Raw genomic sequence first — 26,957 nt, 5'->3', positions numbered from 1 at the left:
AGCGCACCGCCCCCCACGCCACCGCACTGTCGGGTGCGGGCCCGCAGCAGCTGACCGCGCAGTTCCCCGCGCCCCTTGTGGGGTGCGTTGTCGGGTGCGGGTCCGTGGGGGTTGGTCGCGCAGTTCCCCGCGCCCCTAAAAGACAGCGGCGTTGGTGGCGACGTCCCTTGAAGGCTCGCCGGGGCTGTTCAAGACGCGTCTCGGCCGCGCCGGTGTTTTGGGGCGCGGGGCTCCTATCGGCACGCGTCGCAGCCACGCCGGTGCTTTTAAGGGGCGCGGGGAACTGCGCGACGAGCCCCCACCGGCCCGCAGCTGACGACGTGCCGTTTAGGGGGCGCGGGGAACTGCGCGGCGGGCCCCCACCGGGCCGTAGGTGTCGTCCCCGGCGTGGGGAAGGGGCGTCTACGCGTCGCCCCCCGCCGCGCCGGGGTCCGCCGCGGTCACGTCGAGCAGGCGGTAACGATCCACCGCCTGCTTCAGCACCGACCGCGCCACCTTCCCCTCACGGGCCAACTCACTCAGCACGCCCACGACAACCGACTCCGCGTCGATGTGGAAGAACCGCCGAGCAGCCCCCCGCGTATCCGCGAACCCGAACCCGTCCGCCCCGAGCGACTGGTAAGTCCCCGGCACCCACCGCGAGATCTGGTCCGGAACCGCCCGCATCCAGTCGGACACCGCCACGAACGGCCCCTCGGCCCCGCTGAGTTTCCGCGTGACCCAGGGAACCCGCTGCTCCTCCTCCGGATGCAGGAGATTGTGCCGCTCACACTCCACAGCCTCGCGCCGCAGCTCGTTCCAGGAGGTCGCCGACCAGACATCGGCCCGCACGTCCCAGTCCTCGGCGAGCAGCCGCTGCGCCTCCAGCGCCCACGGCACGGCCACCCCGGACGCCATGATCTGCGCCGGGATCGACCCCGCGGACCCCGCGCGCAGCCGGTGGACGCCCTTGAGGATGCCCTCCACGTCGACGTCGGCCGGTTCGGCGGGGTGCTGGATCGGCTCGTTGTAGACGGTGAGGTAGTAGAAGACGTCCTCGCCGTGCGGGTGCTCGGCGTCCGAGCCGTACATCCGCCGCAGCCCGTCCTGCACGATGTGCGCGATCTCGTACCCGTACGCCGGGTCGTAGGCGACGCACGCCGGGTTGGTCGAGGCGAGCAACTGGGAGTGCCCGTCCGCGTGCTGGAGCCCCTCACCGGTCAGCGTCGTGCGCCCGGCGGTCGCCCCCAGCACGAATCCGCGCGAGAGCTGGTCGGCCATCTGCCAGAACTGGTCGCCGGTGCGCTGGAAACCGAACATCGAGTAGAAGACGTAGACCGGGATGAGCGGCTCGCCGTGCGTGGCGTACGCCGAGCCCGCCGCGATCAGCGAGGCCGTGCAGCCCGCCTCGGAGATGCCGTCGTGCAGCATCTGCCCGGTCGGCGACTCCTTGTACGCGAGCAACAGCTCCCGGTCGACGGACTCGTACTGCTGCCCGAGCGGGTTGTAGATCTTCGCGCTCGGGAAGAACGAGTCCATGCCGAACGTCCGGTACTCGTCCGGCGCGATCAGCACGAACCGTCGGCCGATCTCCTTGTCCCGCATGAGGTCCTTGAGGAGCCGGACAAAGGCCATGGTCGTCGCGATGGACTGCTGGCCCGAGCCCTTCTTCACGCTCGCGTACGTCTTGTCGTCCGGCAGCGCGAGCGCCTTGGACCGCACCACCCGGGTCGGCACATACCCGCCCAGCGACTTGCGCCGGTCGTGCATGTACTGGATCTCCTCGGAGTTCCGCCCGGGGTGGTAGTAGGGCGGCAGCCCGGACTCCAGTTCCTTGTCCGCGATCGGCAGGTGCAGCCGGTCCCGGAACCGCTTCAGGTCGTCGACCGTCAGCTTCTTCATCTGGTGCGTGGCGTTGCGGCCCTCGAAGTTCGGGCCGAGCGTCCAGCCCTTGACCGTCTTGGCCAGGATCACCGTCGGCTGGCCCTTGTGCTCGGTGGCCGCCTTGAACGCCGCGAAGATCTTCCGGTGGTCGTGGCCGCCGCGCCCCAGGTGCAGAAGCTGGTCGTCGGTCATGTTCTCGACCATCGCGCGCAACCGCTGGTCGTCGCCGAAGAAGTGGTCGCGGATGTACCCGCCGGACTCCGTCGCGTACGTCTGGAACTGGCCGTCCGGCGTCGTGTTCATCCGGTTGACCAACAGGCCGTCGCGGTCCTGGGCGAGCAGCGGGTCCCAGGACCGGTCCCAGACCAGCTTGATGACGTTCCACCCGGCGCCCCGGAAGACCGACTCCAGCTCCTGGATGATCTTTCCGTTGCCGCGCACCGGGCCGTCGAGGCGCTGGAGGTTGCAGTTGACGACGAAGGTGAGGTTGTCCAGGCCCTCGCGGGCGGCGATGGACAGCTGGCCCAGGGACTCCGGCTCGTCCATCTCGCCGTCGCCGAGGAACGCCCACACGTGCGACTTCGAGGTGTCCGCGATCTCGCGCGCCTGCATGTAGCGGTTCATCCGCGCCTGGTAGATCGCGCCGAGCGGCCCGAGGCCCATCGAGACGGTCGGGAACTCCCAGAAGTCCGGCATCGAGCGCGGGTGCGGATAGCTGGAGAGGCCCTCGGGGTACTTCGACTTCTCCTGCCGGAATCCGTCGAGCTGCGCCTCGGAGAGCCGGTCGAGCAGGTACGCGCGCGCGTAGATGCCGGGGGAGGCGTGGCCTTGGAAGAAGATCTGGTCGCCGCCGTGGCCCTCGTCCTTGCCGCGGAAGAAGTGGTTGAAGCCGACGTCGTAGAGGGACGCGGACGACGCGAAGGTCGCGATGTGGCCGCCGACGCCGACGCCCGGGCGCTGCGCGCGCGAGACCATCACCGCCGCGTTCCACCGGGTCGCGTTGAGGACCTTGCGTTCGATCTCCTCGTTGCCGGGGAAGAACGGCTCGTCCCGGGTGGCGATCGTGTTCACGTAGTCCGTGCTGCGCATCTCGGGCACGGCCACGCGCTTCTCGCGGGCCCGCTCGATCAGCCGCAGCATCAGATAACGGGCCCGCTCCCGGCCCCGTTCGTCGACGGCGGCGTCGAGGGAGTCGAGCCACTCCTGCGTTTCCTCGGGGTCGAAGTCAGGGACCTGACTCGGAAGGCCGCCAATGATGATCGGGTTGCGATCTGATCCGGAAGCCACGCTGATCCTTACCTGTCAGAGGTCTGCTGTGAGCTGTGTTCCGTGGTGCCTGCGCCGCTCCCCATCGTGTACCTGGGGGAGGCAAACGTCATCTCTGCCTAAAGGTAACCAAGGCCTGTGACAGTGCCCCAGGGTTCCCAAAAGTACATAGCGGGCAGAACGATGTGGTGCGTGTCACTCAGGGCTCGGATCGGGTGCCGTAAGTTGCGGCGACACGGCCCGGAAAGTCACCGTTTCGGCGGTCTGAACGGCCGGGTACTTGCGCGATCCGCCCCGCCCGTGTGGACTACGGCCAATGCTTCGCGCCCGCGCGAGGCTGAGACTCCCCCGGACTCCGCTGGAGACCGGAGGACCCCACATTCAAAAAACATGATCAGGAGGCAAACCGTGAGCGCGACCGCGGACCACGCGGAGGAGCGGACGAACCCTGCCGTCAGGCTGGGGTTCCAGCCCGGGCAGGTGGTCCAGGAGATCGGCTACGACGACGACGTAGACCAGGAACTCCGCGAAGCCGTTGAGGAAGTCATCGGCAGTGACCTCGTGGACGAGGACTATGAGGACGTCGCCGATGCCGTGGTGCTGTGGTTCCGCGACGACGACGGCGATCTGACCGACACGCTGGTGGACACCATTGGCTACATCGAGGAGGGCGGCTCCATCCTGCTGCTCACCCCGAAGACCGGCCGGGACGGCTACGTGGAGCCGAGCGACATCTCCGAAGCCGCGACGACGGCCGGCCTGTCGGCAGCCAAGAGCGTCAGCGTGGGCAAGGACTGGAGCGGCAGCAGGCTGGCCACGCCGAAGGCGGCCAAGTCCAAGCGCTGATCCCAGTTCCCTCGGACGGGCCGGTGCGTCCGGCCCGTCCGACGGCCTCGGTGCGTGCTGCGTAGGGTGGTCCCACCACCCCAGCAGCCCCACCGAAAGGGACGACGATGGCGATCCAGGTCGGCGACAAGGCCCCCGACTTCGAGCTCAAGGACAACCACGGCGCCACCGTGAAGCTGTCCGACTTCCGCGGCAGCAAGAACGTCGTCGTGCTCTTCTACCCGTTCGCCTTCACCGGCGTGTGCACGGGCGAGCTGTGCGAGCTGCGCGACAACCTCCCGAAGTTCGACGACCGGGACACCCAGCTGCTCGCCGTCTCCAACGACTCCATCCACACCCTGCGTGTCTTCGCCGAGCAGGAGGGCCTGGAGTATCCGCTGCTCAGCGACTTCTGGCCGCACGGCGAGGTGTCCCGTGCCTACGGTGTCTTCGCCGAGGACAAGGGCTGCGCGGTGCGCGGCACCTTCGTCATCGACAAGGAGGGCGTCGTGCGCTGGACCGTCGTCAACGCCCTGCCCGACGCCCGCGACCTCGACGAGTACGTGAAGGCGCTCGACACCCTGTGATTCTTCGGTTCCCGGGCATGCGAACGGCGGGAACCCGTCACTAGGATCGGATCGTTGATCCGATGTCAGACGCACTGCGGGGCACATCACCCCCGGACACCAATGGAGGACCTGTGGGAGTCAGCCTCAGCAAGGGCGGCAACGTATCGCTGACCAAGGAGGCCCCTGGCCTGACCGCGGTCATCGTCGGTCTGGGGTGGGACGTCCGCACCACGACCGGCACGGACTTCGACCTCGACGCCAGCGCCCTGCTCCTGGACAGCGCGGGCAAGGTCACGAACGACGCGAACTTCGTGTTCTTCAACAACCTGAAGAGCCCCGACGGCTCGGTCGAACACACCGGCGACAACACCACCGGTGAGGGCGAGGGCGACGACGAGGCGATCAAGGTGAACCTCGCCACCGTCCCGGCCGACGTCGACAAGATCGTCTTCCCGGTGTCGATCTACGACGCCGAGAACCGCCAGCAGTCCTTCGGCCAGGTCCGCAACGCGTTCATCCGCGTGGTGAACCAGGCCGGTGGCGCCGAGATCGCCCGCTACGACCTCAGCGAGGACGCCTCCACGGAGACCGCGATGGTCTTCGGCGAGCTGTACCGCAACGGCGCGGAGTGGAAGTTCCGCGCCATCGGCCAGGGCTACGCCTCCGGTCTGCGCGGCATCGCCCAGGACTTCGGCGTCAACGTCTGAGACGCCCCCGCGACCCGCCGTCGCGGGATGTTTCCGGCGCCGCACCGTTTGCGTGCGGCGCCGGACGCGCAGGACAACCAGAGAAGCACCTCATCGGGGAGGGAAAGATCATGGGCGTCACGCTCGCCAAGGGGGGAAACGTCTCCCTGTCCAAGGCCGCACCCAACCTCACACAGGTCATGGTCGGGCTCGGCTGGGACGCGCGCTCCACCACCGGAGCCCCGTTCGACCTCGACGCCAGCGCCCTGCTGTGCACCGGCGGGCGGGTCATGGGCGACGAATGGTTCGTCTTCTACAACCAGCTCAAGAGCCCGGACGGCTCGGTCGAGCACACCGGCGACAACCTCACCGGTGAGGGCGACGGCGACGACGAGTCCATCCTCGTCGACCTCTCCAAGGTGCCCGCCCAGTGCGACAAGATCGTCTTCCCCGTCTCCATCCATGACGCCGACAACAGAGGCCAGACCTTCGGCCAGGTCAGCAACGCCTTCATCCGGGTCGTCAACCAGGCCGACGGCCAGGAGCTCGCCCGCTACGACCTGAGCGAGGACGCCTCCACGGAGACCGCGATGATCTTCGGCGAGGTCTACCGGCACCAGGGCGAGTGGAAGTTCCGCGCGGTCGGCCAGGGCTACGCCTCGGGCCTGCGGGGCATCGCGCTCGACTTCGGCGTCAACGTCTCGTAGCACCCCCGCGACTGGCTGCGCCACCGTCTTCGACCTGCGCTTTCTCGGCCTTCAAGCCCCTACTGGTCCGGTCCGAGGGGCAAGCCCTAGACTTCCGTGGTCAATAGTGAGTAAAGCCGAGTACGGCGCGGGGGAGACCCGTACCTACAGGATTGGGTAGCCAGTGCTTCTGAAAACCTTCGGCTGGTCGTTCGCGGTGACCGCGCTCGGCCTGGTCGCCGCCGTCTTCTACGGGGGGTGGCAGGCGTTCGGCCTCGTGGCGATCCTTTCCATCCTGGAGATCTCGCTGTCGTTCGACAACGCGGTGGTCAACGCCGGTGTCCTGAAGAAGATGAGTGCCTTCTGGCAGAAGATCTTCCTCACCGTCGGTGTCCTCATCGCCGTCTTCGGCATGCGGCTGGTCTTCCCGGTCGTGATCGTCGCCGTCACCGCGAAGATCGGGCCGATCGAGGCCGTCGACCTCGCCCTCAACAACAAGGACCACTACCAGCAGCTGGTCACCGACGCCCACCCGGCGATCGCCGCGTTCGGTGGCATGTTCCTGCTGATGATCTTCCTCGACTTCCTCTTCGAGGAGCGCGACATCCAGTGGCTGCGCTGGATCGAGCGGCCGCTCGCCAAGCTCGGCAAGGTCGACATGCTGTCGGTCTGCATCGCCCTGGTCGTCCTGCTGATCTCCGCGTTCACGGTCGCGACCCAGGCCCACCAGCACGGCGGCACCCACGTCGACAAGACGGAGACGGTCCTGATCTCCGGGATCGCGGGACTGATCACCTACCTGATCGTCGGCGGCCTCTCCGGCTACTTCGAGGACCGCCTCGAAGAGGACGAGGAACGCGAGCAGGAGGAGGAAGAGGAGGCCCGGCGCACCGGCAAGAAGCGCTCGGCCGTCGCCATCGCCGGCAAGGCCGCGTTCTTCATGTTCCTCTACCTGGAGGTCCTGGACGCGTCGTTCTCCTTCGACGGCGTCATCGGCGCGTTCGCGATCACCAACGACATCGTCCTGATGGCGCTCGGCCTCGGCATCGGCGCCATGTACGTCCGGTCGCTCACGGTCTACCTGGTCCGCCAGGGCACCCTCGACGACTACGTCTACCTGGAGCACGGCGCCCACTACGCGATCGGCGCCCTGGCCGCGATCCTCATGATCACCATCCAGTACCAGATCAACGAGGTCATCACCGGCCTCGTCGGCGTCATCCTGATCGGCTGGTCCTTCTGGTCCTCCGTCCTTCGCAACCGCAAGCTGGCGGCAGCGGAGGGAAAAGCATCGGGCTCGGACGAGAAGACTGAGGTCTCGTCCGGGGTGTGACACGCCTCCGCTTGCGGAACGCTCTGAGCGGGGCGGCCGGACCTCCGGCCGCCCCGCACGTTCTTGACCGGTTGACTGTGGGGGCGGGAATGGGCTTCTTCGACGGACTCTGGCAGGGCCGCGAGACCGAGTTCGACTCGGGCAGCGCCGCCAGCAACGCGATCGAACTGACCAAGCGGCACCACTCGGTGTCCCTGAACAAGCAGGGCGCGGCCACCGGCAACCTCCGGGTGAACCTGACCTGGCGGATGCGCACCTCCGACTTCGGCGGCGAACACCGCGAGAGCCTGCTGCGCCACCCGCTCAAGGCGCTCAAGCCGCCCGAGATCGTCGGACACAGCCAGAGCATGGTCAACGTCGACCTCGACCTCGGCTGCCTCTACGAACTCCAGGACGGCACCCGTGGCGTCGTCCAGCCCCTCGGCGGCTACCTCGGCGACCTGAACGAAGCGCCGTACGTGAAACTCAGCGGCGACGACCGGTTCGGATCGGCGTCCGGCGAGACCATGTACGTCAACCTCGATCAGCGGGACGCCATCAAACGGCTGCTCGTGTTCGTCTACATCTACGACCAGACGCCGGCCTTCGACCGGACGCACGCGATCGTCACCCTGTACCCCAGCAACGGACCGCGCATCGAGATAGGCCTCGACGAACGCCACCCGCAGGCCCGCTCCTGCGCCGTGGTGATGATCGAGAACGTCAAGGGCGAACTCGTCGTCCGCCGCGAGGTGAAGTTCGTCTACGGCTTCCAGGCCGAGCTGGACCGGCTCTACGGCTGGGGGTTGCAGTGGGGGCGGGGTTACAAGACCAAGGCGGAGAAGGCGTAGCCGCCGGTCAGCCGCGCCCCGTTCAGGAGCGGATGAATTGAGGCCCCTGGGGCGGGAGCTGGAAGTCCGGGTCCAGGGGCGGCGCCACCGGCGGCGGATAGCCGTACCCCGACTGCTGCTGCGGATATCCGTAGGTCGGCGCGGCGGCCGGCTGCGGGTAGCCGTAGGCGGGCTGCGCCGGAACAGGCTGGGCCGGAACAGGCTGGGCCGGAACGGGCTGGGCGGGGACGGGCTGGGCCGGGACCGTCGTCGCGTGGGCCGGGACCGTCGTCGTCGGCTGCTCCGGGGGCAGCGGCTGGGAGATCTCGGCGGCCGCCTCCGACTCGTCCACCGTGATGCCGTAGTCCGTCGCCAGGCCCTGCAAGCCGTTCTGGTAGCCCTCGCCGAGCGCCCGGAACTTCCAGCCCTCGCCGCGCCGGTACAGCTCACCGCAGATCAGCGCCGTCTCCTGGCCGGTCTGCGGGGTGACATCGAAGTACGCCAGCGGTTCGGCGCCCTCGGCCGTCGCGTCGTACAGCAGGACGCGCAGCCCGGGAACGTGGTCGAAGGTGACGTCCTCCGCGGAGGCGACGACCAGGATGTGGCTCACGCCGGGCTCGACGCCGGCCAGATCTGTCTGGATCGTGTCGGTCGGACCCTCCGCGACCCGCTTCTTGCCGAGCCGCCAGACCTTCCCGGACGGATGCCGGGGCTGGTTGTAGAAGACGAAGTCCTCGTCGGAACGCACCCGGCCGTCGGCGCCGAGGAGCAGCGCGGAGGCGTCGACGTCCGGCACCCCGGGCCCGGGTGTCCAGCGCAGTACGGCCCGGACCGTGGTGGCTTCGACCGGGACGTTCGACCCCTTCAGCATCGCGTGCGTCATGCCGTCATCCTGCCTTCTCGGTGCTGGTCACGACAACGCGGGGTGCGGCTGCCGCAGGCCTGGCGACGGCCGGTCGGATCGCCGTCGACATGGCCGAGTTACCAGAAATTCATGCCCCACGGGAACTACCGACACGGTCTCCTACGTACTATTACCGGCCACCTATCAGCCCATCCACAGACCGACCATGGACCACAGGGGAGCCTTATGCGTCATTTCGGGCACATCGCCCCTGGGGTGCGAGAGCGCCTTTTCCACCAGGAGCCGTGCGAGTTCGACACCGGTTCCTCGGCCCGGCTGCTCTCCGCGGCCCTGGGTGCCACCCTCTACAGCCCCGCGACCCGGCCCCGGCTCGCCGACGACATCGTCAAGCAGGCGACCCTCGGCGTCGTCTCGATGGTGCTGTGCCTGGAGGACTCGATCGACGACGCGGACGTGCCCGCGGGCGAGGAGAACCTCGTCCGCCAGTTCGCCGACCTCGCCGCCCGCCCCGGCACCCCGCTGCCGTTGCTGTTCATCCGCATCCGCACCCCCGAGCAGATCACCGACCTGGTGGCCCGCCTCGGCGCGGACATCCGGCTGCTGTCCGGGTTCGTGTTCCCGAAGTTCACCGAGGAGAGCGGCATCCCCTTCCTGGAGGCCCTCGCGCACGCCGAGACCACCTCCGGGCACCGGCTCTTCGGCATGCCCGTCCTGGAGTCGCCCGAGCTGCTCTACCGCGAGTCCCGGGTGGAGACCCTGGAGGGCATCGCCCGCGCCGTCGACAAGTACCGCGACCGCGTCCTCGCCCTGCGCCTCGGCGTCACCGACTTCTGCTCCTCCTACGGCCTGCGCCGCGCCCCCGACATGACGGCCTACGACGTCCAGATCGTCGCCTCCGTCATCTCCGACGTGGTGAACATGCTGGGCCGCGCCGACGGCACCGGCTTCACCGTCACCGGCCCGGTCTGGGAGTACTTCCGGGTCCCCGAGCGCATGTTCAAGCCGATGTTGCGCAACAGCCCCTTCCTGGAGGGACAGGCCGTCGAACTGCGCGAGAAACTGATCGAGCACGCCATGGACGGGCTGCTGCGGGAGATCTCCCTCGACCAGGCCAACGGCCTGATGGGCAAGACCTGCATCCACCCCTCCCACGTCCTGCCCGTGCACGCGCTCTCCGTGGTCAGCCACGAGGAGTTCGGCGACGCGGCGGACATCCTGCGCCCCGAGAGCGGCGGCGGGGGCGTGCTCAGGTCGGCCTACACGAACAAGATGAACGAGGTGAAGCCGCACCGGGCGTGGGCGGAGCGGACCATGCTGCGCGCCGAGGTCTTCGGCGTGGCCCGCGAGGACGTCAGCTTCGTCGACCTGCTCGCCGCCGGCATACCCGGCTAGGGCCTTCCACCTCCAAGGGACGCATGAACAACGCAGGGAACAACCAGGTCTGGTCCGGCAGTTGGGTCGCCGAGCGGCTCGGCGTCGAACTCATCGGCGACGACCGACTGAGCGAGCTGCTGGGCCTCGCCCTGCGCCGCAACCCCAAGCGCGCGCACCTCCTCGTGTCGAACGTGCTGGGCAAGCACGTCCCGCAGTCACCGGCCGTGGTCCACGGCTACGGGTTCGAGCTGGGCCGCCGGGTGCGGGAGCTGCTCGGCGACGAGGCCGACACCGCCGTTGTCCTCGGCTACGCGGAGACCGCGACCGGCCTCGGCCACTCGGTCGCCGACGGCCTCGCCGTCGCCCCCTACCTCCACTCCACCCGCCGCCCGGTCCCCGGCGTGGCCTCGGCGGGCGGCTTCGAGGAGACCCACTCGCACGCCACGTCCCACCTCCTGCTCCCCGAGGACCCGGCCCTGCTCTCCGGCACCGGCCCCCTGGTCCTCGTCGACGACGAGTTCTCCACCGGCAACACGGTCCTGAACACGATCCGCTCCCTGCACGCCCGCTACCCCCGCTCCCGCTACGTGGTCGTGGCCCTCGTGGACATGCGCTCCCCCTCGGACGCGTCCCGCCTGCACACCTTCGCCCAGGAGATCAACGCGAGGGTGGACCTGATCACCGCCGCAGCAGGCACCATCCACCTCCCCGAGGGAGTCCTGCAAAAGGGCCAACACCTGGTAGCCCAGTACGAGCCCCCAGAGACAAGGGAAACGCCGAGCCCAGCCACGACGACCCCGCACCCGACCGACACTCCCCGCGACCAACGACCGGCCCCAGCGCCCACCCCGGCAGGGGCGCGGGGAACTGCGCGAGAAGCCCCCACGGACCAGCACCCGACCGACACCCCTCGTGGCCAACGGCCCGATCCAGCCGACGCAGGGGCCACCCCGGCAGGGGCGCGGGGAACTGCGCGACCAGCCCCCACGGACCCGCACCCGTCCACAACCCCGCACGCCGACCGAGTCGTGAGAGTCGACCTGGGCTGGCCAACCGGCCTCCCCGACGGAGGTCGACACGGCTTCACCCCAGCCCACCGCGCCCACCTGAACGCAGCGACCCCGGCCATGGCCACCCACCTCGCAGCCGCGCTGCCAAAAGACGCCACCCGCGTCCTGATCCTCGGCTTCGAGGAACTGATGTACGCCCCCCTGCGGCTGGCCCAGGAGCTGGAACGCACCTCCAGCATCGAGGTGCGTTACTCCACCACCACCCGCTCCCCGGTGCTGGCCGTGGACGACCCGGGCTACGCGATCCGCACCCGCCTGACCTTCCCGGCCCACGACACCCCGTCGGACGGCCCCGGCGACCGCTACGCCTACAACGTCGCCGGCGCCGGCTTCGACGCCGTTGTCGCCGTTGTCGACTCGACCGCCGACACCCCTCACCTGCACGCCCCGAACGGCCTCCTCGCGCAGCTGGCCGCGCACACCCCGCGAGTGCTGCTCGCGGTCGTCCCCTCGTACGTCCCGCCGGCCGCCACCGCGCCCCCTGGAGAGAGACCCGCCATGCTGCCCGAGCCCCTCCGCGGCCCCGCCTTCTCCTCCTATCCGCCCGACGAGGTCGGCTGGCTCCTCCAGGACCTGTCGGACATCACGCTGGAGGCGCCGGTCGAGGAGCGCGAGGAGGCCGTGCAGAACGGCGGCGCGCACTACGCGGAGTCGCTGCCGGTCGAGTACCAGCCCAGCGAGCACTACCAGCAGCTCTTCCACGCCGCCCTCCAGACGTCCGCCGCGCGGATCGCGCAGGCCGTCGGCGCGGTCACCGAGACCGTCCTCGCGGAACGTTCGCCGCGCCCGGTGCTGGTCTCGCTGGCCCGCGCCGGTACCCCGGTCGGCGTGCTGATGCGCCGCTGGGCGCACTTCCGGCACGGCCTCGAACTCCCGCACTACGCCGTGTCCATCGTGCGCGGCCGGGGCATCGACGCCGTCGCGCTGCGCTGGCTGGCCGCCCACCACGACCCCGCCGACATCGTGTTCGTCGACGGCTGGACCGGCAAGGGCGCGATCACCCGCGAACTCGCTGACGCGGTACGGGAGTTCGAGGAGTCCGAAGGCATCACCGGGTTCGACCCGGAGATCGCGGTGCTCGCGGACCCCGGTTCCTGCGTGCGCACCTACGGCACCCGCGAGGACTTCCTCATCCCCTCCGCGTGCCTCAACTCGACGGTCTCCGGCCTGATCTCACGCACCGTGCTGCGGGCCGACCTGGTCGGTCCTCACGACTTCCACGGAGCGAAGTTCTACCGCGAACTCGCCGACGGCGACGTCTCGTTGGACTTCCTGGACGCCGTCGAGGCCCGCTTCCCGGAGGTCTCCGACGCCGTCGACGCGCAGGCGAAGGAGCTGCTCGGCGCCGACCGCGCGCCGACCTGGGAGGGCTGGGCGGCGGTGGAACGCATCAGCGAGGAGTACGGCATCCACGACGTCAACCTCGTCAAGCCGGGCGTCGGCGAGACCACGCGGGTGCTGCTGCGCCGGGTGCCGTGGAAGATCCTGGCGCGGGCCGGTGCGGGCGCCGACCTCGACCATGTCCGCCTGCTCGCCGAGCAGCGCGGGGTACCGGTCGAGGAGGTCGCCGAACTCCCGTACAGCTGCGTCGGGTTGATCCACCCCAAGTACACCCGGGGTGCGACCGGCGCCGACGGCCGGGCGGTGACGGTCTGATGCCGGTCCTGGTGACGAGCGACCTCGACCGGACGCTCATCTACTCCGCGGCGGCCCTCGCGCTGACCATGCCGGACGCGCGGGCGCCCCGGCTGCTCTGCGTCGAGGTGCACGAGAGCCGGCCGTTGTCCTTCATGACGGAGACGGCGGCGGCCCTGCTGGGCGAACTCGGCGACGCGGCGGTCTTCGTGCCGACCACGACCCGCACCCGCAAGCAGTACCAGCGCATCAACCTGCCCGGCCCGGTCCCGAAGTACGCGATCTGCGGCAACGGCGGCCATCTGCTGGTCGACGGCGTCACCGACCTCGACTGGCACGCGCGCGTGATGGCCCGGCTGGCCGCCGAGTGCGCGCCGCTCGCGGAGGTGACGGACCATCTGCTGGCCACCGCCGACCCGGCGTGGGTGCGCAAGCACCGGGTCGCCGAGGACCTGTTCGCCTACCTGGTCGTGGAGCGCGAACTCCTCGACGAGGCCTGGGTGAAGGAGCTGGCGGCGTGGGCGGAGAACCGGGGCTGGACGGTGTCGCTCCAGGGCCGCAAGATCTACGCCGTGCCGAAGCCGCTCACCAAGAGCGCGGCGATGCGCGAGATCGCCGACCGCACCGGCGCCGACCTGACCCTGTCCGCCGGTGACTCCCTCCTCGACGCCGACCTCCTCCTCGCCACCGACCGCGCCTGGCGCCCCGCCCACGGCGAGCTGGCGGAAGCGGAATGGTCGGCACCGGGCGTGACGGCCCTCGCGGAACGCGGGGTGCTGGCGGGGGAGCGGATTCTGCGGGAGTTCCTGAAGGCGACCCGGGCGGCCCCGTAGGCGGCGGGGTCGGTGGGGTCCGTGGGATCGGTGGGTTCGATGGAGCCGATGGAGCCGATCTCCCGGATATCGCCCAAATGATCTGCAAAGGCCCCCCGCATGATCATGCGGGGGGCCTTTGACGTGGGTGGGCGCGGACGGTTTCGAACCGCCGACATCCTGCTTGTAAGGCAGGCGCTCTACCCCTGAGCTACGCACCCGGGCCCGGGCGAAGCCCAGGTCGAACCGACACCTTACCCTGCCGGGGCCCGGGTCCCGCAAACCTGTATCAGGGCCTGTACCAGGGGTGGCATCAGGGTTCGTCCCAGGGGTCGTTCGGGGGTTTCCCCCACCCCGAATCCGGGAGTATCCCGGATGCCCCGACGGGTGCCGGTTCCGTAGCGTCGAAGGCGTCACAGAAGCCTTCGACGGCGGCACAGGGTGGTCGTCGCGGCTTCGGAGTTCCCAGGGGGAGATCGTCATGGCCCGTTCCGTCACCGCTCGCGCGGCCCTCGCCGTCGGCGCCGTCGTCGTTCTCGTCGGGGCCGCCACCGCGTGCGCCTCCGCGAGCGACGACCAGGACCCCGACCACAAGTCGTTCGCGGTGAAGGGCGGCACCCTCACGATCGACTCGGACGACTCGGACCTGGAGATCGTCGCCGCCGACGCGCACCCGGCCGGGAAGATCGAGGTCACCCGCTGGTTCAAGGGGTCGGTCCTGATCGGCAAGGACCCGAAGGTGACCTGGTCGATGAAGGACGGCGACCGGCTCGTGCTGCGCACCCAGTGCTCCGGCTTCGTCGCGAACTGCGCCACCCGGCACCGCGTCGAGGTACCGCGCGGGATCGCCGTGAAGGTCGAGGGGGACGACGGAGGCGTGCGGGCCAGCGGCTTCACCCACGCCCTGAGCATCCACACGAACGACGGTCCCGTGCGCGTCAGCGACTCCACCGGCCCGCTGGAGCTGCGCAGCGACGACGGTGCCGTGCACGCCGACGTCCGCTCCCGGCACGTCAGCGCCCACACCGCCGACGGCTCGGTCTCCCTGACGTTCGGCGTCGTTCCCGACACGGTGGATTCCGGCAGCGACGACGGCTCCGTGACCGTCGAGGTGCCGCGCGCCACCTACCGCGTGACGACGAAGACCGACCACGGCTCGGTCCGGGTGGACGTGCCCCGCGACGACCGCAGCACGCACCGGATATCCGCGACCACGGGCGACGGGAACGTCACGGTGCGGCCCGTGGGCTGACCGGCTCGTGTGTTCGATCCCGACCGGTGGGAGAATGGCGGGACACCGGCCGGGACGGACGAATGCACGGGGAGTGGGATGTGACGGCGACACCACGACAGCCGGACCCGGCGTCGGAGCCGCGCGCACCTCGCCCCCTGCGGGACACCCTGGCCCTGCTCACGCTGCCGCTGCTGGTGGCGCTCGCGCTGCCCGGCGCGTTCGCGGGCGGCGGCACCCGGCGCTGGTTCGGCGGCGGGGCGGAGGGCCGACGGGCCGAGGCGCAGGCCGCGAAGGACGCGGCAGCGGCGGCGTTCTACGAACTGGACACCGCCCAGCGCGATCTGCGGATCTCCATCGAGGCGATCACGGCCGTCGACAGCTCCCCGGCCGCGCGCCGCGCCGTCACCGACTTCGAGGCGCTGGGGCGGCGGATCGACGAGGCCAGCCACCGTTACATCGAGGCGGTCGACGCGCACGATCTCGACCGGGACGACCTGGAGGCGTCCACCGCCGCCCGTGCGCGGACCGAGCTGACGGCCGCCAAGGACGAGCTGGGGCGGGTCAAGCGGGACCTGGGCCGGTTCGCGGACGGGCTCGGGCCGCTGCTCGGCAAGGCGGAGACCCAGCTGGCCCGCCTCGCCCCCGCGGTCGAACGGGCCAGACAGAGCCTGCTCGCCGCGTCGAACGCGCTGGACGCGGTGCGCGGCGCCGGGCTGCGCGCCGACGACCTCGCCGCCCGCCTCGCCGCGCTCGCGCCCGAGCTGACCAAGCTGAACCAGGGCGCGGGGCAGCACGGTGTCCCGCAGACGCTGGAGCGTGCCGAGCGGGTCGCGCGGGAGGCCGAGGCGATCCGGGCGCAGGCCGCGGGGCTGCCGGAGACGGCCGCCGGGATCGACCACCGGCTGGTCTCGCTGCGTACCCGCGCCCAGGCCCTCACCACCCGCGCCGGGCAGGTCGACCCGGTGCTGAGCGAGCTGCGCCGCCGGTTCACCGCCGCGTGCTGGCAGGACCTCCAGCACGTTCCTGACCAGGCCGGCGAGAACGTCGAGCAGGCCGAGCGGAAGCTGCGGGAGGCGCAGAGCGCGCGGGACGAGCAACGCTGGCCGGACGCCACCGCCCTGCTCTCGACCGTGTGGGCGCTGCTCAACGCCACCGACGAGTCGGTGTCGGCCGCCGGTGACCGGCTGAACCGGCTGAACGCCGTCCAGAAGGACCCGCAGCAGGAGATCGACCGCACCCGGTTCGCGATCCGGGACGCGCAGCGGCTCGCCATGTCGGGCCGCACCACACCGGACCCACGGCATGCCCGGCCCCTCGACGACGCGGTGGCCCGCCTTGAGCGGGCGATCGGCTCCCTTGAGGGTCGGCACCCCGACTACTGGCACTTCCTGACGGAGACGGAAGCGGTCCGGGAGGCGGCGGCCCGGGTGGTCGGCCAGATCCGGGAGGACCGGGGCACCGGCCAGTGACGGTGACGCGCTGCGCCGGTCGCGCGGGGGCCGTTAACCTGTGCGCATGCCTCGCTACGAGTACCGCTGCCGGACCTGCGGCGACACCTTCGAACTGAGCCGTCCGATGGCCGAGTCCGCCGACCCCGCCGACTGTCCGGCGGGCCACGCCGACACGGTCAAGTTGCTGTCGACGGTGGCGGTGGGGGGTTCGGCGTCCGCCTCGGCACCGGCCCCGCGCGCGACCGGCGGGGGTGGAGGCGGCGGCTGCTGCGGCGGAGGGTGCTGCGGCTGAGACCGCTGAGACCGCTGCGGCGGGTACGGCGGCTGACGCGGGGGCGGTTGAGGCGGGGACGTTCCAGTTCTCGCTTCGGTTCTCCCTGAGACGCGGACCGGAATCACGAAGAGGACCCCGACCGGGGATCGGTCGGGGTCCTCTTCGCGTCCGGGGAGGGGACGGGAGGGGAGGTCGGGGCAGGGGGCCGTGGCGGCCGGTCGGCGTCAGTCCGCATGGTCCTCGTCGCCGGGGGCGGTGTGTTTCAGGGAGCTGCGGGCGTCGACCCGTTGCTGGGCGGCGACCTCCGACCAGAAGCGGTGGGTGCTGATGAAGACGGCGAGTTCGTGTTCGCGGCGGCGGAGCTTCTCCACCTCGGCCTGCTCGTCGTCGCTCCAGCCGGGGGAGGCGGGGCGCTCCACCTTGCGCCAGCCGCCGGTGTCGCTGAAGCCGTCCAGGGGCGCGACCGACCAGGGCAGCCGCTTGAGCAGGGCCGACAGTTCGGCCCGGACCTGATGCAGCTCCTCCTGACCGGCGCGGAGGTCACTCGGAAAGTCATAGGTCGTTGCCACTCGACAATGGTACGCCTGTTCGATTTTGAGATGCGAGTCGCTTCAGGGGGTTCACGCGAACGAGTGTTCCGTTGCCCGCGTGTCCGCCTACGGGGAGAAGTCGCCGCCGGTCGGTTCAGTGTTCGGGCGCCGGGGTGGGGGTGAGGCGGGTCCAGCCGGAGGGCGGGGCGAGGAGGGTGCGGACGTGGGGCCTGCGGGTGCGCAGCCGTACGTGGCCCCGGTGGCCGCCGAGGATGAGGTGGCCGAGGTGTTCGAGGGCCTTGACCGCGAAGCCGTTCGCCGGGCACATGCCGTCGCCCTTGCCGAAGGGGAGGTAGGAGCGCCGTTGGTCGGCGGTCGGCTGCTCCCAGCGTGCGGGGCGGAAGTCCAGCGGCCCGTCCCACACGGCCGCCGACCGGTGGATCGCGTGCGTGCCGATCAGGACGTGCTCGCCCTCGTGGACCCGGGCGCCGCAGACGTCGTGGTCGGCGGCGGCCACCCTGATCAGACGCCACGCGGGCGGATAGAGACGCAGCGTCTCCCTGACCAGGTGGTGGATCTGGTCAGGCCGCACGGTCGGGGTGTCGTAGCCGTGCTGGATGCCGAGCATCACCACCCATTCGAGGGTGACCCCGGTGAAACCGACCGTGGACAGGACGAGGCGTTGCAGCAGCTGTGCGCGATCGCCCGGGGACAGCTCGCCGGGCAGGCCGAGCACCAGGTCGACCAGGTCCCGGGCGCCGTCTTCCGGCGCTCGCAGCCGGCCGAGTCGTTCGGCGAACCCGGCCCGGACGGCGGGCACCGTGCGGTGCGCGCGCCTCAGCACATGGCCGACGATGTCGTCGGCGACGACACTCGACGTCGTGTAGGTGTCGACGAGGGCGTTGATCTCGGTGTGTCGTCGGTGGGCGATGACGGGGGCGAAGTACCGCCGGACCAGTTCGACGCCCCAGCGTTGGTGCCGCAGGCGGCCTTGGCGGTCACTCACCTCACCGAGCGCGGCGCCGAGGTCGAACGACGACGGGAGGTCGTGCCGGGCCAGCACCCGGAGCAGTTCGCGGGAGGCCTCGTTCCGGACCGCCGGAGGCAGGGATTCCGGTCCGAGGCGGTAGAACCCGGACTGGGACAGGTAGGTGTCGGCCGAGTCGACCAGGACGTTGCGGGCCGCGTCGGCATCGGCCACGAAGAGGGTGCCGAAGCGGAGCCTGAACGGACCGTCGTGGCCCGCGGCCTGCTCCTCCCACCGTCGCAGATGCGGCCACAGGCTCTTCCGGTCCAGGAACACGGTCGTCCGCCCCTCTGCCGGAGGGCGTCAGGAGGGGCGCCCGTATCGGTCGCCGTATTCGTTGCGGCGGGTACGTCCCTCACCGCTGAGCATCCGAAGGGTCTTGATGATCCATGACATGGCGGCTGTCCTCCTTGCGCGTCAGGGGGAGCGGGGGTGTCCTGTTCCGGGTGCGGAACGTCAGTCCTGCTGCCCGTAGCCGACGTAGTACCCGTGCCACCGCGCACGCATCTCACCGCTGAGCGCCCGAAGGCTGTTGGTCACCCACGACATAGCCGTCCTCCTCCACCGGTCGCAGCGCCCCCTGAACCGAGGTCGGCCCCGAGGGCGTCCCGTTGGCCCGTGACGGTACTCCCACCACGGCCCCGGAAGCCCTACCGGAACCGGCCAAAGCGGGTGGGGCACTTGGGGTACCTGGGGCATCTGGGGTACTGGGGGTATTTGGGGTACCTGGGGCGGCACAGCCGCGAGTGACGACCGCCCCTCTGCCGATGCCGACGGACCTCCGGCTACGGACCTCCGGCCACGGACCTCCGGCTACGGACCTCCGGCCACGGACCTCCGGCCACGGACCTCCGGCCACGGACCTCCGGCCACGGGGCCCGGCCCGCGTGACGCCCCCGGCAGCGGTAAGTGCCGTTCCGTTTCGGCTGCTTCGGCTGCTTCGGGGGCGCCCCGTCGGGGGAACGGCTGTGTCAGCTGCGGCCCTTGAGGCGTTCGACGCCCGCGACGCCGAGGGCGGCCAGGGCGACCTGGATGGCCAGTTCGATCCAGTCGATGCCCTTGGTGTCGGCGACCCCGAGGGCGGCGGCGACGCCGGTGCCGACGAGCGCGGCGAGGATGCCCACCAGGATCGTCCACAGCACCCCGATGCTCTGCCGGCCGGGCAGGACCAGGCGCCCCAGGAAGCCGATCACGATGCCGATCACGATCGCGGTGATGATGCCCGAGATCTCCATGCGGGTTGCCTCTCCTCAAGTTCTTCTACAACGGTGTCGATAGCAGACTGCCCCGGACGCCCCGAGACAGTCGCGCCGGTGCGGGGGACGGGGAGAACGGCCGATGTCAGACCCCTGCGCGACACTGGGAGCATGTGCCGGAGTATCAAGACTTTGCGCCCGCCCGCGTTGCCCGAGGCGGCGACCGACGAGGAGATCCGGGCCGCCGCGTTGCAGTACGTGCGGAAGGTGTCCGGATTCCGGGCCCCCGCCGCCCACAACCGCGAGGCCTTCGACCACGCGGTCGACCAGATAGCCCAGGCCACCGCCACCCTCCTGGCGGACCTGGAAATCCGGGGCCGAACGCCTACGGCGGGGTAGGGAAAGGGCCGCCGCCGGCCGGGTGGCGTGAGGTCCGGCGACGTCGCGTCACGGGGGACGGGGGGTGGCTGCGCGCGGCGGGGGTGCGTGCGGCAGGGGTGCGTGCGGCGGAGGTGCGTGCGGTGTCCGGGGTGCGGGACGTGTCGGGGGCCTGCCCGGGCCCTGGAGACGCGGGCCGCTTCGGGCCCCGCCGGGCGAAAGGGCGGCCCTGTCGGAGGGCCGGACCGTCACCGCCGCTTCGCCGGAGGGTCGCCGCCGGTCAGGAGGGGGTCTCTTCAGTCGGCGTCGTGCAGTCCTCAAGTCGTCTTCGGCTGGCGTCGTACCACCAGGACCGCTCCCGCGCCCGCGCCGCACAGTGCCAGGGCTGAGACTGCCGTTGCCAGCCAGGTTGCGCCCAGCCAGTGGCCGCCGGCGTAGCCGAGGGCGACGCTGTAGGCGGCCCAGGTCAGGCCTGCCAGGGCTGACCAGGGGAGGAAGTCGCGGGCGCGGCGGTGGGCGGCGCCCGCGCCCAGGGAGACGACCGAGCGGCCCGCCGGGGCGAACCGGGCCAGGATGACGAGCGCGCCGCCGCCCCGGGCCAGGGCCAGGCCGAGCCGTTGCTGGGCGCTGGTGAGGCGGCGGGAGCGGGCGATGGCGCGGTCCAGGCGGGCCCCGCCCCGCCAGGCGAGCCGGTAGGCGACCAGGTCGCCGAGGAGGGAGGCGGCGGACGCGCAGAGGATCAGGCCGAGGATGTCGGGGACATCGGGCGGCACCTGCCCGGCCGCCGAGCCCGCTGCCGCCGCCGTCGCGGCCGTGATCACCAGCACGCCGCTCGGCAGGACCGGCAGGAACACGTCCAGCAGCACCGACAGCGCCACCATGACGTAGATCCATGGGCCGCCGGTCAGCGCCCCCACACTCTCCAACACCGCAACTCCCCGTGACTCCCCCGTGGCCAGAGGTGGCCGACAGCAGCCATACAGCGTACGCCTGGGATGCGAGCGGAGGTTCACCGGGGGCACGGGTGTTCGGTGCGGGATGTTCACCCGGGTGCCCGCCAGCGGGGGCGGCGGGGCCGGGAGTCCCGTAGCAACGGAAGGAGGGGACATGGCAGCAGTCGACCTGGTCGACAGTGAGGAACGGGATTGATCATGGTGGCAGGAATATGCGCGAGCGCCGTCGCGGCGGCACTGCTGGCGACCGGTACCGGTGGTACCCACGGCTACACGCTGGAGACGGAGGGGCGGTTCGCGGCGCCGGGCGGGCATGTCCCGCCGGCGGCGGTGGCGCTCACCTACGACCGCAAGCTGGTCCCGGCCGGTGCCGGGATCGAGGTGCGCCAGCAGACGGCGGACAGCGGCGCCACGACCGTCGAACTGCGGGTGTCGGGTGTGGTGCCCGGGCACGCGTACGGCGTCCATGTGCACCAGAAACCGTGCGCGGCCGACCCCGCGGCGGCGGGCGGGCACTACCAGCACGTCGTGTCCACCGACCCCCGCCAGGCGAACCCGCGCAACGAGGTCTGGCTCGACTTCACGCCCGGGCGCGACGGCTCGGGCGAGGCGAGCGCGCGGCACGACTGGGGATTCCGGCAGGGCGAGGCGTCCTCCGTGGTGATCCACGACAAGCCCGGGACGACCGGGGCGCGGGTCGCCTGCTTCACGGTGCCGTTCGGCTGGGTGGCCCCGGCGTCCTGAACGGGCGCCGACGGACCCCGAACGTCGGACCCCGAACGTCGGACCCCGAACGTCGGACCCCGGCGCCGGACCCCGGACGCGCTGTGGGCCCCGCCCGGACGAACCGGGAAGGGCCCACAGTGCGGTGCGTGGATCAGACGGAGACCGGCGTGCGCTCGACGTGGTCCGTCGAACGGCGGTTCAGCAGCCGGTCCACGCCGAAGGCGCCGGAGCCGGTGAAGACCAGCAGGAGCAGGGCCCAGCAGAACATCGCCGAGGCCTCGCCGCCGTTCTGCATCGGCCACAGGGCGCCGGGCTGGTGCACGGTGAAGTAGGCGTAGGCCATCGAGCCCGAGGCTATGAACGCGGCGATGCGCGTGCCCAGGCCGAGCAGGACGAAGATGCCGCCGGCGAGCTGGATGACGGCCGCGTACCAGCCGGGCCAGGCACCGGCGCCGACGGTGCCGCCGTGGGTGCCGGCCGCGCCGCCGAGGACACCGAACAGGGAAGCGGCGCCGTGGCAGGCGAAGAGCAGGCCGACGACGATGCGGAACAGGCCGAGCGCGTAGGGCTGGGTTCTGTTGAGGCGTGCGGACATGTGGGGGGTCCTCCTTCGGTCGGGCCGGTCGTGGGGGGACCGGTCTGGGGGCGAACCGACGAGTAACCAGACTAGGTTGGCCTAATCGATGCTTGCAAGTTCAACATTTGGCCATGGATCGACCTCCGGATGTGCCCCTGTCCTGCTCGTTGTCGCACGCAGAACGGCTCTCGCCACCGCGTCGGCATCCGAAAGTGTGACCGAATCCACGCCGGGCCTGGCCCCCGCCGCCGTCACCCAGTGCACCCCCTCCGTCGGCACCCCGAACGCGAACCGCCGTGCGTGCGACCGACCTTGACGGTCCGTCAGATGGTAAGGACGCCCGGTCACATCCAGCCCGCCGGTCTCATAGCCGTCGACGACGTGGGGTCGGCAGCCGCCCGTCCGCAGCAGCCGGGTGAGCAGCGGGTCGGCGGTGCGGCGCAGGCCCGGTTCCGGGAGCCGCGCCTCGATCAGCGCGGTCACCCGCACCTCCGAGCCGGGCACGTCGGGCGAGCGCGCCAGCCACGCCCCGCCCTCCTCGCGGACCTCCAGCCGAGGGCCGAGGACCCGCACCACGCCCGCCTCCATCAGCGCGGCCAGCTCCTCGATGCGGCGCCGGGGCGGACCGATGGAGAGGAAGGCGTTCAACGGGGTGTACCAGCGGTCCAGATGGTCGCGGCGTGAGACGCCGGTGAGTCCGCCGTGGTCGACGACGAGCCGTATCTCGTTGCGCAGGTCGCGCAGGACGTCCAGGGCCGCCTTCAGGGGACCGGCGACATTGCCGAGCGCTGCCTGCGCCGCGTCGCTCCGCAGATGCGCCAGCAGCCACGCCTGCCACTGCTCCGGGTCGGTGAACTCCCGTTCCGCGTAAGGGCGGGAGAGGCGGTCCCAGTTCCAGCGGTCCTCCGGCGCCACCCCCAACTCGTCGAGGATCAGGGCCTCTTGGGGGTCGCCGTGCGGGACGGCGAGGAAACGGTCGGCGAGGTCGGGGCGCCGGGTCAGCGCCGTGTAGTAGACCGTCTCGACCTCCTTCGCCACCAACGGCCATATCTCCGCGAGGAAATCGGGCGCCTCACCCGAGTCGGCCCGCTTGCGGAAACCCGCGATCACCTCCGGCGTCAGCACCAGCGGGGCGTGCCGCCCGTAGGCGCCCTTCGCGTTGTCACCGCGCGCCTGGTACGGGACGCCGCGCCGCGACCCGGCGTACAACCGCGGCTCCCGGCCGGACGGCAGGTACCGCAGCCCGCCCTCCCCGGCGACGAAACGGCCACCGCGCCCGGTCGTCAACAGGGCCGTGTGGTCGAAGAAGTTGAGCCCGAGACCGCGCAACAGGGTCGGCTCGCCCGGCGCGATGACGGACAGGTCGAGGTCGGCCGGGTTGGCCGGGGCCAGATGGCGCAGCCCGTACCGCCGCGCGTACCCGGCGAGCCGCACCGTCTCCGCGTCGGCGACGACCGGCAGATGCCCCTGCGCCAGCACCACCGCCGCAAGCCCGTCCAGCACCCGGCCGTCGTCCAGGGTGAGCGTCTGCAACCCCCTTGCGCCGTCGGCCAGTTCGACCGCGCGCGCCCGGTGCACCGCCACCCGCACCGCCGCCGGGGCCTGCCGCACCACCCGCGCGAACACCCACTCCAGATACCGCCCGTACAGCGCCCGGCTCGGATACTCGTCGGGCCCCAGCTCACCGGCCGCCCACTCGAACAGGCTCGGGCCCGGCCGGATCGGCCCCGCGCACTCCACGCTCTCGTCGGTGAACAGCGTGACCTGGCAGGCCACCGTGTTCATCAGCAGCTCGCCCGACTGCCCCGTGCGCCACACCCGGCCCGACCCCGGCGACGCCGGATCGACCACATGGACCGTCAACCGCCGCCCGGCAGGCAGGAGTTCGGGAACGGAGGCACACAGGCGCTCCAGCACGCCGGTGCCGCGCGGTCCGGCGCCGACCAGGGCGACGGAGACGGGGGCCTGTTCCGCGGTCGTTTCAGACAAAACGGTGACTCCCAGGCATGTGCGGGCGCAACAGGACCAAGCGCCCGCCGGAGGCGAACGGTCCGCTCATCATGCCGTCAGCCCCCGCAGATGCCAACGCGGCCCCCGTCACGATCGACGGCCGTCCGGGAGCCCGCCGTCACCCCGTCGTCAGCGCGGAATCCTCGACGGTCGCCAACGTGCCGTCGCCCCGGGCCTGTTCGAGCCGCAGCCGCGCCGAACGGCCCCGCAGGGTGAGCGTCATCAGCTGGTTGCCGAACCACGGCCCGCCCGTCCTGCGCCAGTTCACCGGGTGCGCGCGGCACCGGCCGTGCCGGGCGAACCGCCTGCCCAGCGCCCGTGCCACCGAGCTCCACCCGAACCGGAACCCGACCCGCACCCACGCCGGAACGGTGTTGTGGACGGGGGAGCAGGTCAGTTGCAGCACCCGGGCGTCGGGCGCCCGGTCCGGCCAGCTCGGCTCGGCCACATACGCGTGGTGCACGTCCCCGGACAGCACCAGGACCGTCGCCGGAGCCCCGGGGCCGGTGCCGGCCTCGGCGAGCAGCGCGGTCAGCTCGTCGAAGGAGTCCGGGAACGCCGCCCAGTGCTCCAGGTCCGCTTTTCTTCGCAGTTTCTCCCCGAACTCCGCCCAGCGCGGCCCCCGTTCGCCCCGGCACAGGGCCGCGTCCCACCGTTCCGCCGCATCCACCAGATGCGGCAGCAGCCACGGCAACGACGTCCCCACCAGCAGATGGTCGAACGTCCCCGGCGCGTCCAACGCCTGCTCCCGCACCCACGCCGCCTCGCCCGGGTCGAGCATCGCCCGCCGGTCCTCCGCCAGCACCCGTGCCGCCCGCGAATCCACCATCAGCAACCGCACCCGCCCGAAGTCACGCCGGTAACTCCAGCGCACACAGGCCGGATCGGCGTCCGCCTCACTCGCGAACGCCCGCAGCACGTCGGTCCCGTCAGGATCGGCGCGAACGGCGGCGTAGAGCGGGTCGGTGGCCAGTTCGGCGGGGGTGAGGTTGCCCAGGTGCTGATACACCCAGTACGACATCAGCCCGCTCAGCAGCCGCTCCCGCCACCAGGGCGTGGCCCGCATGTCGGCGAGCCAGGCCGCCGAGGTATTCCAGTCGTCGACCAGATCGTGGTCGTCGAAGATCATGCTGCTCGGCACGGTCGACAGCAGCCAACGGATCTCCGGGTCGCGCCAGGACTCGTAGTAGAGGCGGGTGTACTCCTCGTAGTCGGCCACCTCGGTGCCCGGCGCCTCGGCCAGATCCCGGCGGGCCGCCAGCCAGCGCCGGGTGGCCTCCGACGTCTCGTCCGCGTACACCTGATCGCCCAACAGCACGAGCACGTCCGGACGTTCACCGTCCGGCGCGGCGGCGACCCGGGCGGCGAGGGTGTCCAACGCGTCCGGGCCACGCGGGTCGGGCTGGTCGGAGGGCGGCGCGGCCCAACGGCACGACCCGAAGGCGACCCGGACCTCGTCGCCGTCGGCCCCCGGGCTGGTGCGGATCACCGACGGCGGGAAACGGGAGTCCGGCGGCGGCCAGACGCGGGCCCCGTCGAGGAACACCTCGTACGCCGTCGTCGCACGCGGGGTCAGGCCCTCGACCTGGACGAGCGCGTAGTGGTGGCCCTCGATCTGGAAGGTGCGGGTGCCCGCCCGGGTACCGTCCGCGCACCGCACCTCGGCGGTGCAGGGGCGGCTCGCCTCGACCCACACGGTCGCGGACACCTCGTCCACGAACCTCAGCAACGGCCCCAGACACAGTTCGGCCACGCGGTCCCACCTCCTTCGTCGGGTCGTACGGTACGGAAGGACGCGGCGCGTGGGGGCGGGGGTTGGTCGAACGGCCGTTCCGGGCGCGTTCCCTCGACTGCCATGTGTGTCGGTGCGCCGGGTACCGGGGGGATTCGGGGGAGTACCCAATGATCGTTGTCGACAGCTCATGACGGACCGAGCGAAGGAGCGGGGCGCCTGATGGACCTGACACTGGCCCAGCGGATCTACCTGATCAGTTACACGCCGGAGAAACACGACTTCACCAACGTCGGGTTGCAGTTCCGTGGGCAGCGGCTGCGGGCGGCGGCGCTGACGGAGCTGGTCGCGGCGGGGCGGATCGAGGTCGAGGACGGGAAGGCGCTGCGGCTGGGGAGTGAGCCGCCGGTCGACAGGTACCTCGCCGAGGTGTGGGGGCAGGTCTCCGCCGAGCGGCCTGATCGGTGGCTCGACCTCGTCCATGGGCAGGCGCACGCGGCTGAGGCGCCGGTGCGGGCGCAGCTGCTGGCCGCGGGGGTGGTGCGGGAGCCCGAGCATCGGCGGCTCGGGCCGCTGGCCCACCATCATGTCGTTCTTGCCTCGCCGGATGAGGTGATCGCCCTGCGGGAGGCTGTGCGGGGGGCGGTGCTCGGGGACGCCGATGGTGCGGGCGTTGCGTTGTTCGAGCTGGCTGCGGCTGTGATCTGTACCGAAGGGGAGGCCAGTGTGCTCTTTGACGGGCGGGAGCGGCGGGCCCACAAGGAGACGCTCAAGGCGTTCGGGGAGCGGTTCGATGAGGTTGTTCCCGGGCTGCGTCCGGCCCTGCTCGCGTCCATCCTGTCCAACCGGGCGGTGGGGGGTGGATGGGGGTGAGGCTCGCATTTGGCGTGCGGGGCCCCTGGGGGTGGTCAGGGTTGCGTTTTGGCGTGCGGCCGGTGGGGGCTTGTCGCGCAGTTCCCCGCGCCCCTGGGGTGGAGGCGGTTGGGTCTCGGCGTGCGGTCGGTGGGGGCTTGTCGCGCAGTTCCTCGCGCCCCTGGGGTGGTGGGGTTGAGTGTCGGCGTGCGGTCGGTGGGGGT

At 71.2% G+C, this 26,957-nt stretch carries 24 protein-coding genes and 1 tRNA gene; 15 read left to right on the top strand and 10 right to left on the bottom strand.

Annotated features, from left to right (window positions below):
* Nucleotides 1-402: 402 nt before the first annotated feature.
* Nucleotides 403-3,150 carry a pyruvate dehydrogenase (acetyl-transferring), homodimeric type gene (gene aceE, locus ACIQOU_RS26065; RefSeq protein ID WP_401539529.1) on the bottom strand — a complete coding sequence of 916 codons (2,748 nt, stop codon included), beginning with the start codon at nt 3,148-3,150 and terminating at the stop codon, nt 403-405.
* A 387-nt stretch (nt 3,151-3,537) separates the two neighbouring features.
* Between aceE and ACIQOU_RS26060 the strand changes: the two genes are divergently transcribed.
* From ACIQOU_RS26060 to ACIQOU_RS26035, 6 genes are all read left to right on the top strand, one after another.
* The gene (locus ACIQOU_RS26060; protein ID WP_401539527.1) at nt 3,538-3,975 is read left to right on the top strand and encodes a DUF3052 domain-containing protein; all 438 of its coding nucleotides are present in this window, start codon (nt 3,538-3,540) and stop codon (nt 3,973-3,975) included.
* 107 nt (nt 3,976-4,082) lie between these two features.
* On the top strand, nt 4,083-4,541 hold the full coding sequence (locus tag ACIQOU_RS26055; protein ID WP_401539525.1) for a peroxiredoxin: 459 nt from the start codon (nt 4,083-4,085) through the stop codon (nt 4,539-4,541).
* 113 nt (nt 4,542-4,654) lie between these two features.
* The gene (locus ACIQOU_RS26050) at nt 4,655-5,230 is read left to right on the top strand and encodes a TerD family protein (protein WP_401539522.1); all 576 of its coding nucleotides are present in this window, start codon (nt 4,655-4,657) and stop codon (nt 5,228-5,230) included.
* A gap of 110 nt (nt 5,231-5,340) precedes the next feature.
* Nucleotides 5,341-5,916: a TerD family protein gene (locus tag ACIQOU_RS26045; RefSeq protein ID WP_401539520.1), complete on the top strand. Its 576-nt coding sequence runs from the start codon at nt 5,341-5,343 to the stop codon at nt 5,914-5,916.
* A gap of 163 nt (nt 5,917-6,079) precedes the next feature.
* Nucleotides 6,080-7,228, top strand: coding sequence for a DUF475 domain-containing protein (locus ACIQOU_RS26040; RefSeq protein ID WP_401539517.1), 1,149 nt, complete (start codon nt 6,080-6,082; stop codon nt 7,226-7,228).
* 89 nt (nt 7,229-7,317) lie between these two features.
* Nucleotides 7,318-8,058 carry a Tellurium resistance gene (locus tag ACIQOU_RS26035; protein ID WP_401539514.1) on the top strand — a complete coding sequence of 247 codons (741 nt, stop codon included), beginning with the start codon at nt 7,318-7,320 and terminating at the stop codon, nt 8,056-8,058.
* A gap of 22 nt (nt 8,059-8,080) precedes the next feature.
* Here ACIQOU_RS26035 and ACIQOU_RS26030 read toward each other — a convergent pair whose 3' ends face one another.
* A complete protein-coding gene (locus ACIQOU_RS26030) occupies nt 8,081-8,920 on the bottom strand; it encodes a TerD family protein (protein ID WP_401539511.1) in 840 nt (279 codons plus the stop codon).
* A 207-nt stretch (nt 8,921-9,127) separates the two neighbouring features.
* Between ACIQOU_RS26030 and ACIQOU_RS26025 the strand changes: the two genes are divergently transcribed.
* From ACIQOU_RS26025 to ACIQOU_RS26015, 3 genes are read left to right on the top strand one after another with little or no spacing between them, the layout of a single operon-like run.
* Nucleotides 9,128-10,294: an HpcH/HpaI aldolase/citrate lyase family protein gene (locus ACIQOU_RS26025; protein WP_401539508.1), complete on the top strand. Its 1,167-nt coding sequence runs from the start codon at nt 9,128-9,130 to the stop codon at nt 10,292-10,294.
* Between the two features lie 23 nt (nt 10,295-10,317).
* Complete coding sequence (locus tag ACIQOU_RS26020) at nt 10,318-13,002, top strand: phosphoribosyltransferase (protein ID WP_401539506.1); 2,685 nt, start codon at nt 10,318-10,320, stop codon at nt 13,000-13,002.
* Entirely contained in the window at nt 13,002-13,814 is an 813-nt protein-coding gene (locus tag ACIQOU_RS26015) for an HAD family hydrolase (RefSeq protein ID WP_401539504.1), read from the top strand. Before ACIQOU_RS26020 ends, ACIQOU_RS26015 begins: the two co-directional genes overlap by 1 nt.
* A gap of 128 nt (nt 13,815-13,942) precedes the next feature.
* Here ACIQOU_RS26015 and ACIQOU_RS26010 read toward each other — a convergent pair.
* Nucleotides 13,943-14,014: transfer RNA gene (locus ACIQOU_RS26010), tRNA-Val, on the bottom strand.
* Between the two features lie 260 nt (nt 14,015-14,274).
* Between ACIQOU_RS26010 and ACIQOU_RS26005 the strand changes: the two genes are divergently transcribed.
* The 3 genes from ACIQOU_RS26005 to ACIQOU_RS25995 all read left to right on the top strand — a co-directional run bounded on the left by ACIQOU_RS26005 (nt 14,275) and on the right by ACIQOU_RS25995 (nt 16,770).
* A complete protein-coding gene (locus tag ACIQOU_RS26005) occupies nt 14,275-15,045 on the top strand; it encodes a DUF4097 family beta strand repeat-containing protein (RefSeq protein ID WP_401539502.1) in 771 nt (256 codons plus the stop codon).
* 80 nt (nt 15,046-15,125) lie between these two features.
* Nucleotides 15,126-16,496 (top strand): hypothetical protein, encoded by a 1,371-nt coding sequence (locus tag ACIQOU_RS26000; RefSeq protein WP_401539499.1) that lies wholly within the window; start codon nt 15,126-15,128, stop codon nt 16,494-16,496.
* Between the two features lie 46 nt (nt 16,497-16,542).
* Nucleotides 16,543-16,770, top strand: a complete 228-nt coding sequence (locus ACIQOU_RS25995; protein ID WP_401539497.1) for a zinc ribbon domain-containing protein — start codon at nt 16,543-16,545, stop codon at nt 16,768-16,770.
* Between the two features lie 206 nt (nt 16,771-16,976).
* Here ACIQOU_RS25995 and ACIQOU_RS25990 read toward each other — a convergent pair whose 3' ends face one another.
* The 3 genes from ACIQOU_RS25990 to ACIQOU_RS25980 form a co-directional block, all read right to left on the bottom strand.
* Nucleotides 16,977-17,321: a hypothetical protein gene (locus ACIQOU_RS25990; protein ID WP_401539494.1), complete on the bottom strand. Its 345-nt coding sequence runs from the start codon at nt 17,319-17,321 to the stop codon at nt 16,977-16,979.
* A 115-nt stretch (nt 17,322-17,436) separates the two neighbouring features.
* Nucleotides 17,437-18,585, bottom strand: a complete 1,149-nt coding sequence (locus ACIQOU_RS25985; protein WP_401539492.1) for a cytochrome P450 — start codon at nt 18,583-18,585, stop codon at nt 17,437-17,439.
* 695 nt (nt 18,586-19,280) lie between these two features.
* Complete coding sequence (locus ACIQOU_RS25980; protein ID WP_401539489.1) at nt 19,281-19,544, bottom strand: GlsB/YeaQ/YmgE family stress response membrane protein; 264 nt, start codon at nt 19,542-19,544, stop codon at nt 19,281-19,283.
* Nucleotides 19,545-19,676: 132 nt separating this feature from the next.
* On the opposite strand from ACIQOU_RS25980, the gene ACIQOU_RS25975 reads away from it, so the two are divergent.
* On the top strand, nt 19,677-19,904 hold the full coding sequence (locus tag ACIQOU_RS25975) for a DUF2277 domain-containing protein (RefSeq protein WP_401539487.1): 228 nt from the start codon (nt 19,677-19,679) through the stop codon (nt 19,902-19,904).
* A gap of 296 nt (nt 19,905-20,200) precedes the next feature.
* Here the strand turns inward: ACIQOU_RS25975 and ACIQOU_RS25970 are convergent, their stop codons facing one another.
* The gene (locus tag ACIQOU_RS25970; RefSeq protein ID WP_401539484.1) at nt 20,201-20,812 is read right to left on the bottom strand and encodes a DedA family protein; all 612 of its coding nucleotides are present in this window, start codon (nt 20,810-20,812) and stop codon (nt 20,201-20,203) included.
* A 222-nt stretch (nt 20,813-21,034) separates the two neighbouring features.
* On the opposite strand from ACIQOU_RS25970, the gene ACIQOU_RS25965 reads away from it, so the two are divergent.
* On the top strand, nt 21,035-21,580 hold the full coding sequence (locus tag ACIQOU_RS25965; protein WP_401539481.1) for a superoxide dismutase family protein: 546 nt from the start codon (nt 21,035-21,037) through the stop codon (nt 21,578-21,580).
* A 133-nt stretch (nt 21,581-21,713) separates the two neighbouring features.
* Here the strand turns inward: ACIQOU_RS25965 and ACIQOU_RS25960 are convergent, their stop codons facing one another.
* The 3 genes from ACIQOU_RS25960 to ACIQOU_RS25950 form a co-directional block, all read right to left on the bottom strand.
* The gene (locus ACIQOU_RS25960) at nt 21,714-22,157 is read right to left on the bottom strand and encodes a DoxX family protein (protein ID WP_401539479.1); all 444 of its coding nucleotides are present in this window, start codon (nt 22,155-22,157) and stop codon (nt 21,714-21,716) included.
* Between the two features lie 81 nt (nt 22,158-22,238).
* Nucleotides 22,239-24,128 (bottom strand): FAD/NAD(P)-binding protein, encoded by a 1,890-nt coding sequence (locus tag ACIQOU_RS25955; protein ID WP_401539477.1) that lies wholly within the window; start codon nt 24,126-24,128, stop codon nt 22,239-22,241.
* A gap of 139 nt (nt 24,129-24,267) precedes the next feature.
* Nucleotides 24,268-25,902: an alkaline phosphatase D family protein gene (locus ACIQOU_RS25950; protein ID WP_401539475.1), complete on the bottom strand. Its 1,635-nt coding sequence runs from the start codon at nt 25,900-25,902 to the stop codon at nt 24,268-24,270.
* Nucleotides 25,903-26,103: 201 nt separating this feature from the next.
* Here ACIQOU_RS25950 and ACIQOU_RS25945 point away from each other — a divergent pair, with 201 nt between their 5' ends.
* Nucleotides 26,104-26,754: a GPP34 family phosphoprotein gene (locus ACIQOU_RS25945; protein ID WP_401539472.1), complete on the top strand. Its 651-nt coding sequence runs from the start codon at nt 26,104-26,106 to the stop codon at nt 26,752-26,754.
* The last annotated feature ends 203 nt before the right edge of the window (nt 26,755-26,957 follow it).

Origin of the sequence: Streptomyces sp. NPDC091279 (genome assembly GCF_044757465.1) — a bacterium.
Taxonomy (GTDB): domain Bacteria; phylum Actinomycetota; class Actinomycetes; order Streptomycetales; family Streptomycetaceae; genus Streptomyces.
Note: the sequence above shows the minus strand (reverse complement) of the source record. Positions and strands in the feature narration are given on the sequence as shown.

What these genes read in the sequence shown, in the direction of transcription:
- ACIQOU_RS26055 (WP_401539525.1), top strand. Translation starts at nt 4,083, where the DNA reads ATGGCGATCCAGGTCGGCGACAAGGCCCCCGACTTCGAGCTCAAGGAC.
- ACIQOU_RS26045 (WP_401539520.1), top strand. Translation starts at nt 5,341, where the DNA reads ATGGGCGTCACGCTCGCCAAGGGGGGAAACGTCTCCCTGTCCAAGGCC.
- ACIQOU_RS26035 (WP_401539514.1), top strand. Translation starts at nt 7,318, where the DNA reads ATGGGCTTCTTCGACGGACTCTGGCAGGGCCGCGAGACCGAGTTCGAC.
- ACIQOU_RS26030 (WP_401539511.1), bottom strand. Translation starts at nt 8,920, where the DNA reads ATGACGCACGCGATGCTGAAGGGGTCGAACGTCCCGGTCGAAGCCACC.
- ACIQOU_RS26025 (WP_401539508.1), top strand. Translation starts at nt 9,128, where the DNA reads ATGCGTCATTTCGGGCACATCGCCCCTGGGGTGCGAGAGCGCCTTTTC.
- ACIQOU_RS26020 (WP_401539506.1), top strand. Translation starts at nt 10,318, where the DNA reads ATGAACAACGCAGGGAACAACCAGGTCTGGTCCGGCAGTTGGGTCGCC.
- ACIQOU_RS26015 (WP_401539504.1), top strand. Translation starts at nt 13,002, where the DNA reads ATGCCGGTCCTGGTGACGAGCGACCTCGACCGGACGCTCATCTACTCC.
- ACIQOU_RS26005 (WP_401539502.1), top strand. Translation starts at nt 14,275, where the DNA reads ATGGCCCGTTCCGTCACCGCTCGCGCGGCCCTCGCCGTCGGCGCCGTC.
- ACIQOU_RS25995 (WP_401539497.1), top strand. Translation starts at nt 16,543, where the DNA reads ATGCCTCGCTACGAGTACCGCTGCCGGACCTGCGGCGACACCTTCGAA.
- ACIQOU_RS25980 (WP_401539489.1), bottom strand. Translation starts at nt 19,544, where the DNA reads ATGGAGATCTCGGGCATCATCACCGCGATCGTGATCGGCATCGTGATC.
- ACIQOU_RS25975 (WP_401539487.1), top strand. Translation starts at nt 19,677, where the DNA reads ATGTGCCGGAGTATCAAGACTTTGCGCCCGCCCGCGTTGCCCGAGGCG.
- ACIQOU_RS25965 (WP_401539481.1), top strand. Translation starts at nt 21,035, where the DNA reads ATGGTGGCAGGAATATGCGCGAGCGCCGTCGCGGCGGCACTGCTGGCG.
- ACIQOU_RS25960 (WP_401539479.1), bottom strand. Translation starts at nt 22,157, where the DNA reads ATGTCCGCACGCCTCAACAGAACCCAGCCCTACGCGCTCGGCCTGTTC.
- ACIQOU_RS25945 (WP_401539472.1), top strand. Translation starts at nt 26,104, where the DNA reads ATGGACCTGACACTGGCCCAGCGGATCTACCTGATCAGTTACACGCCG.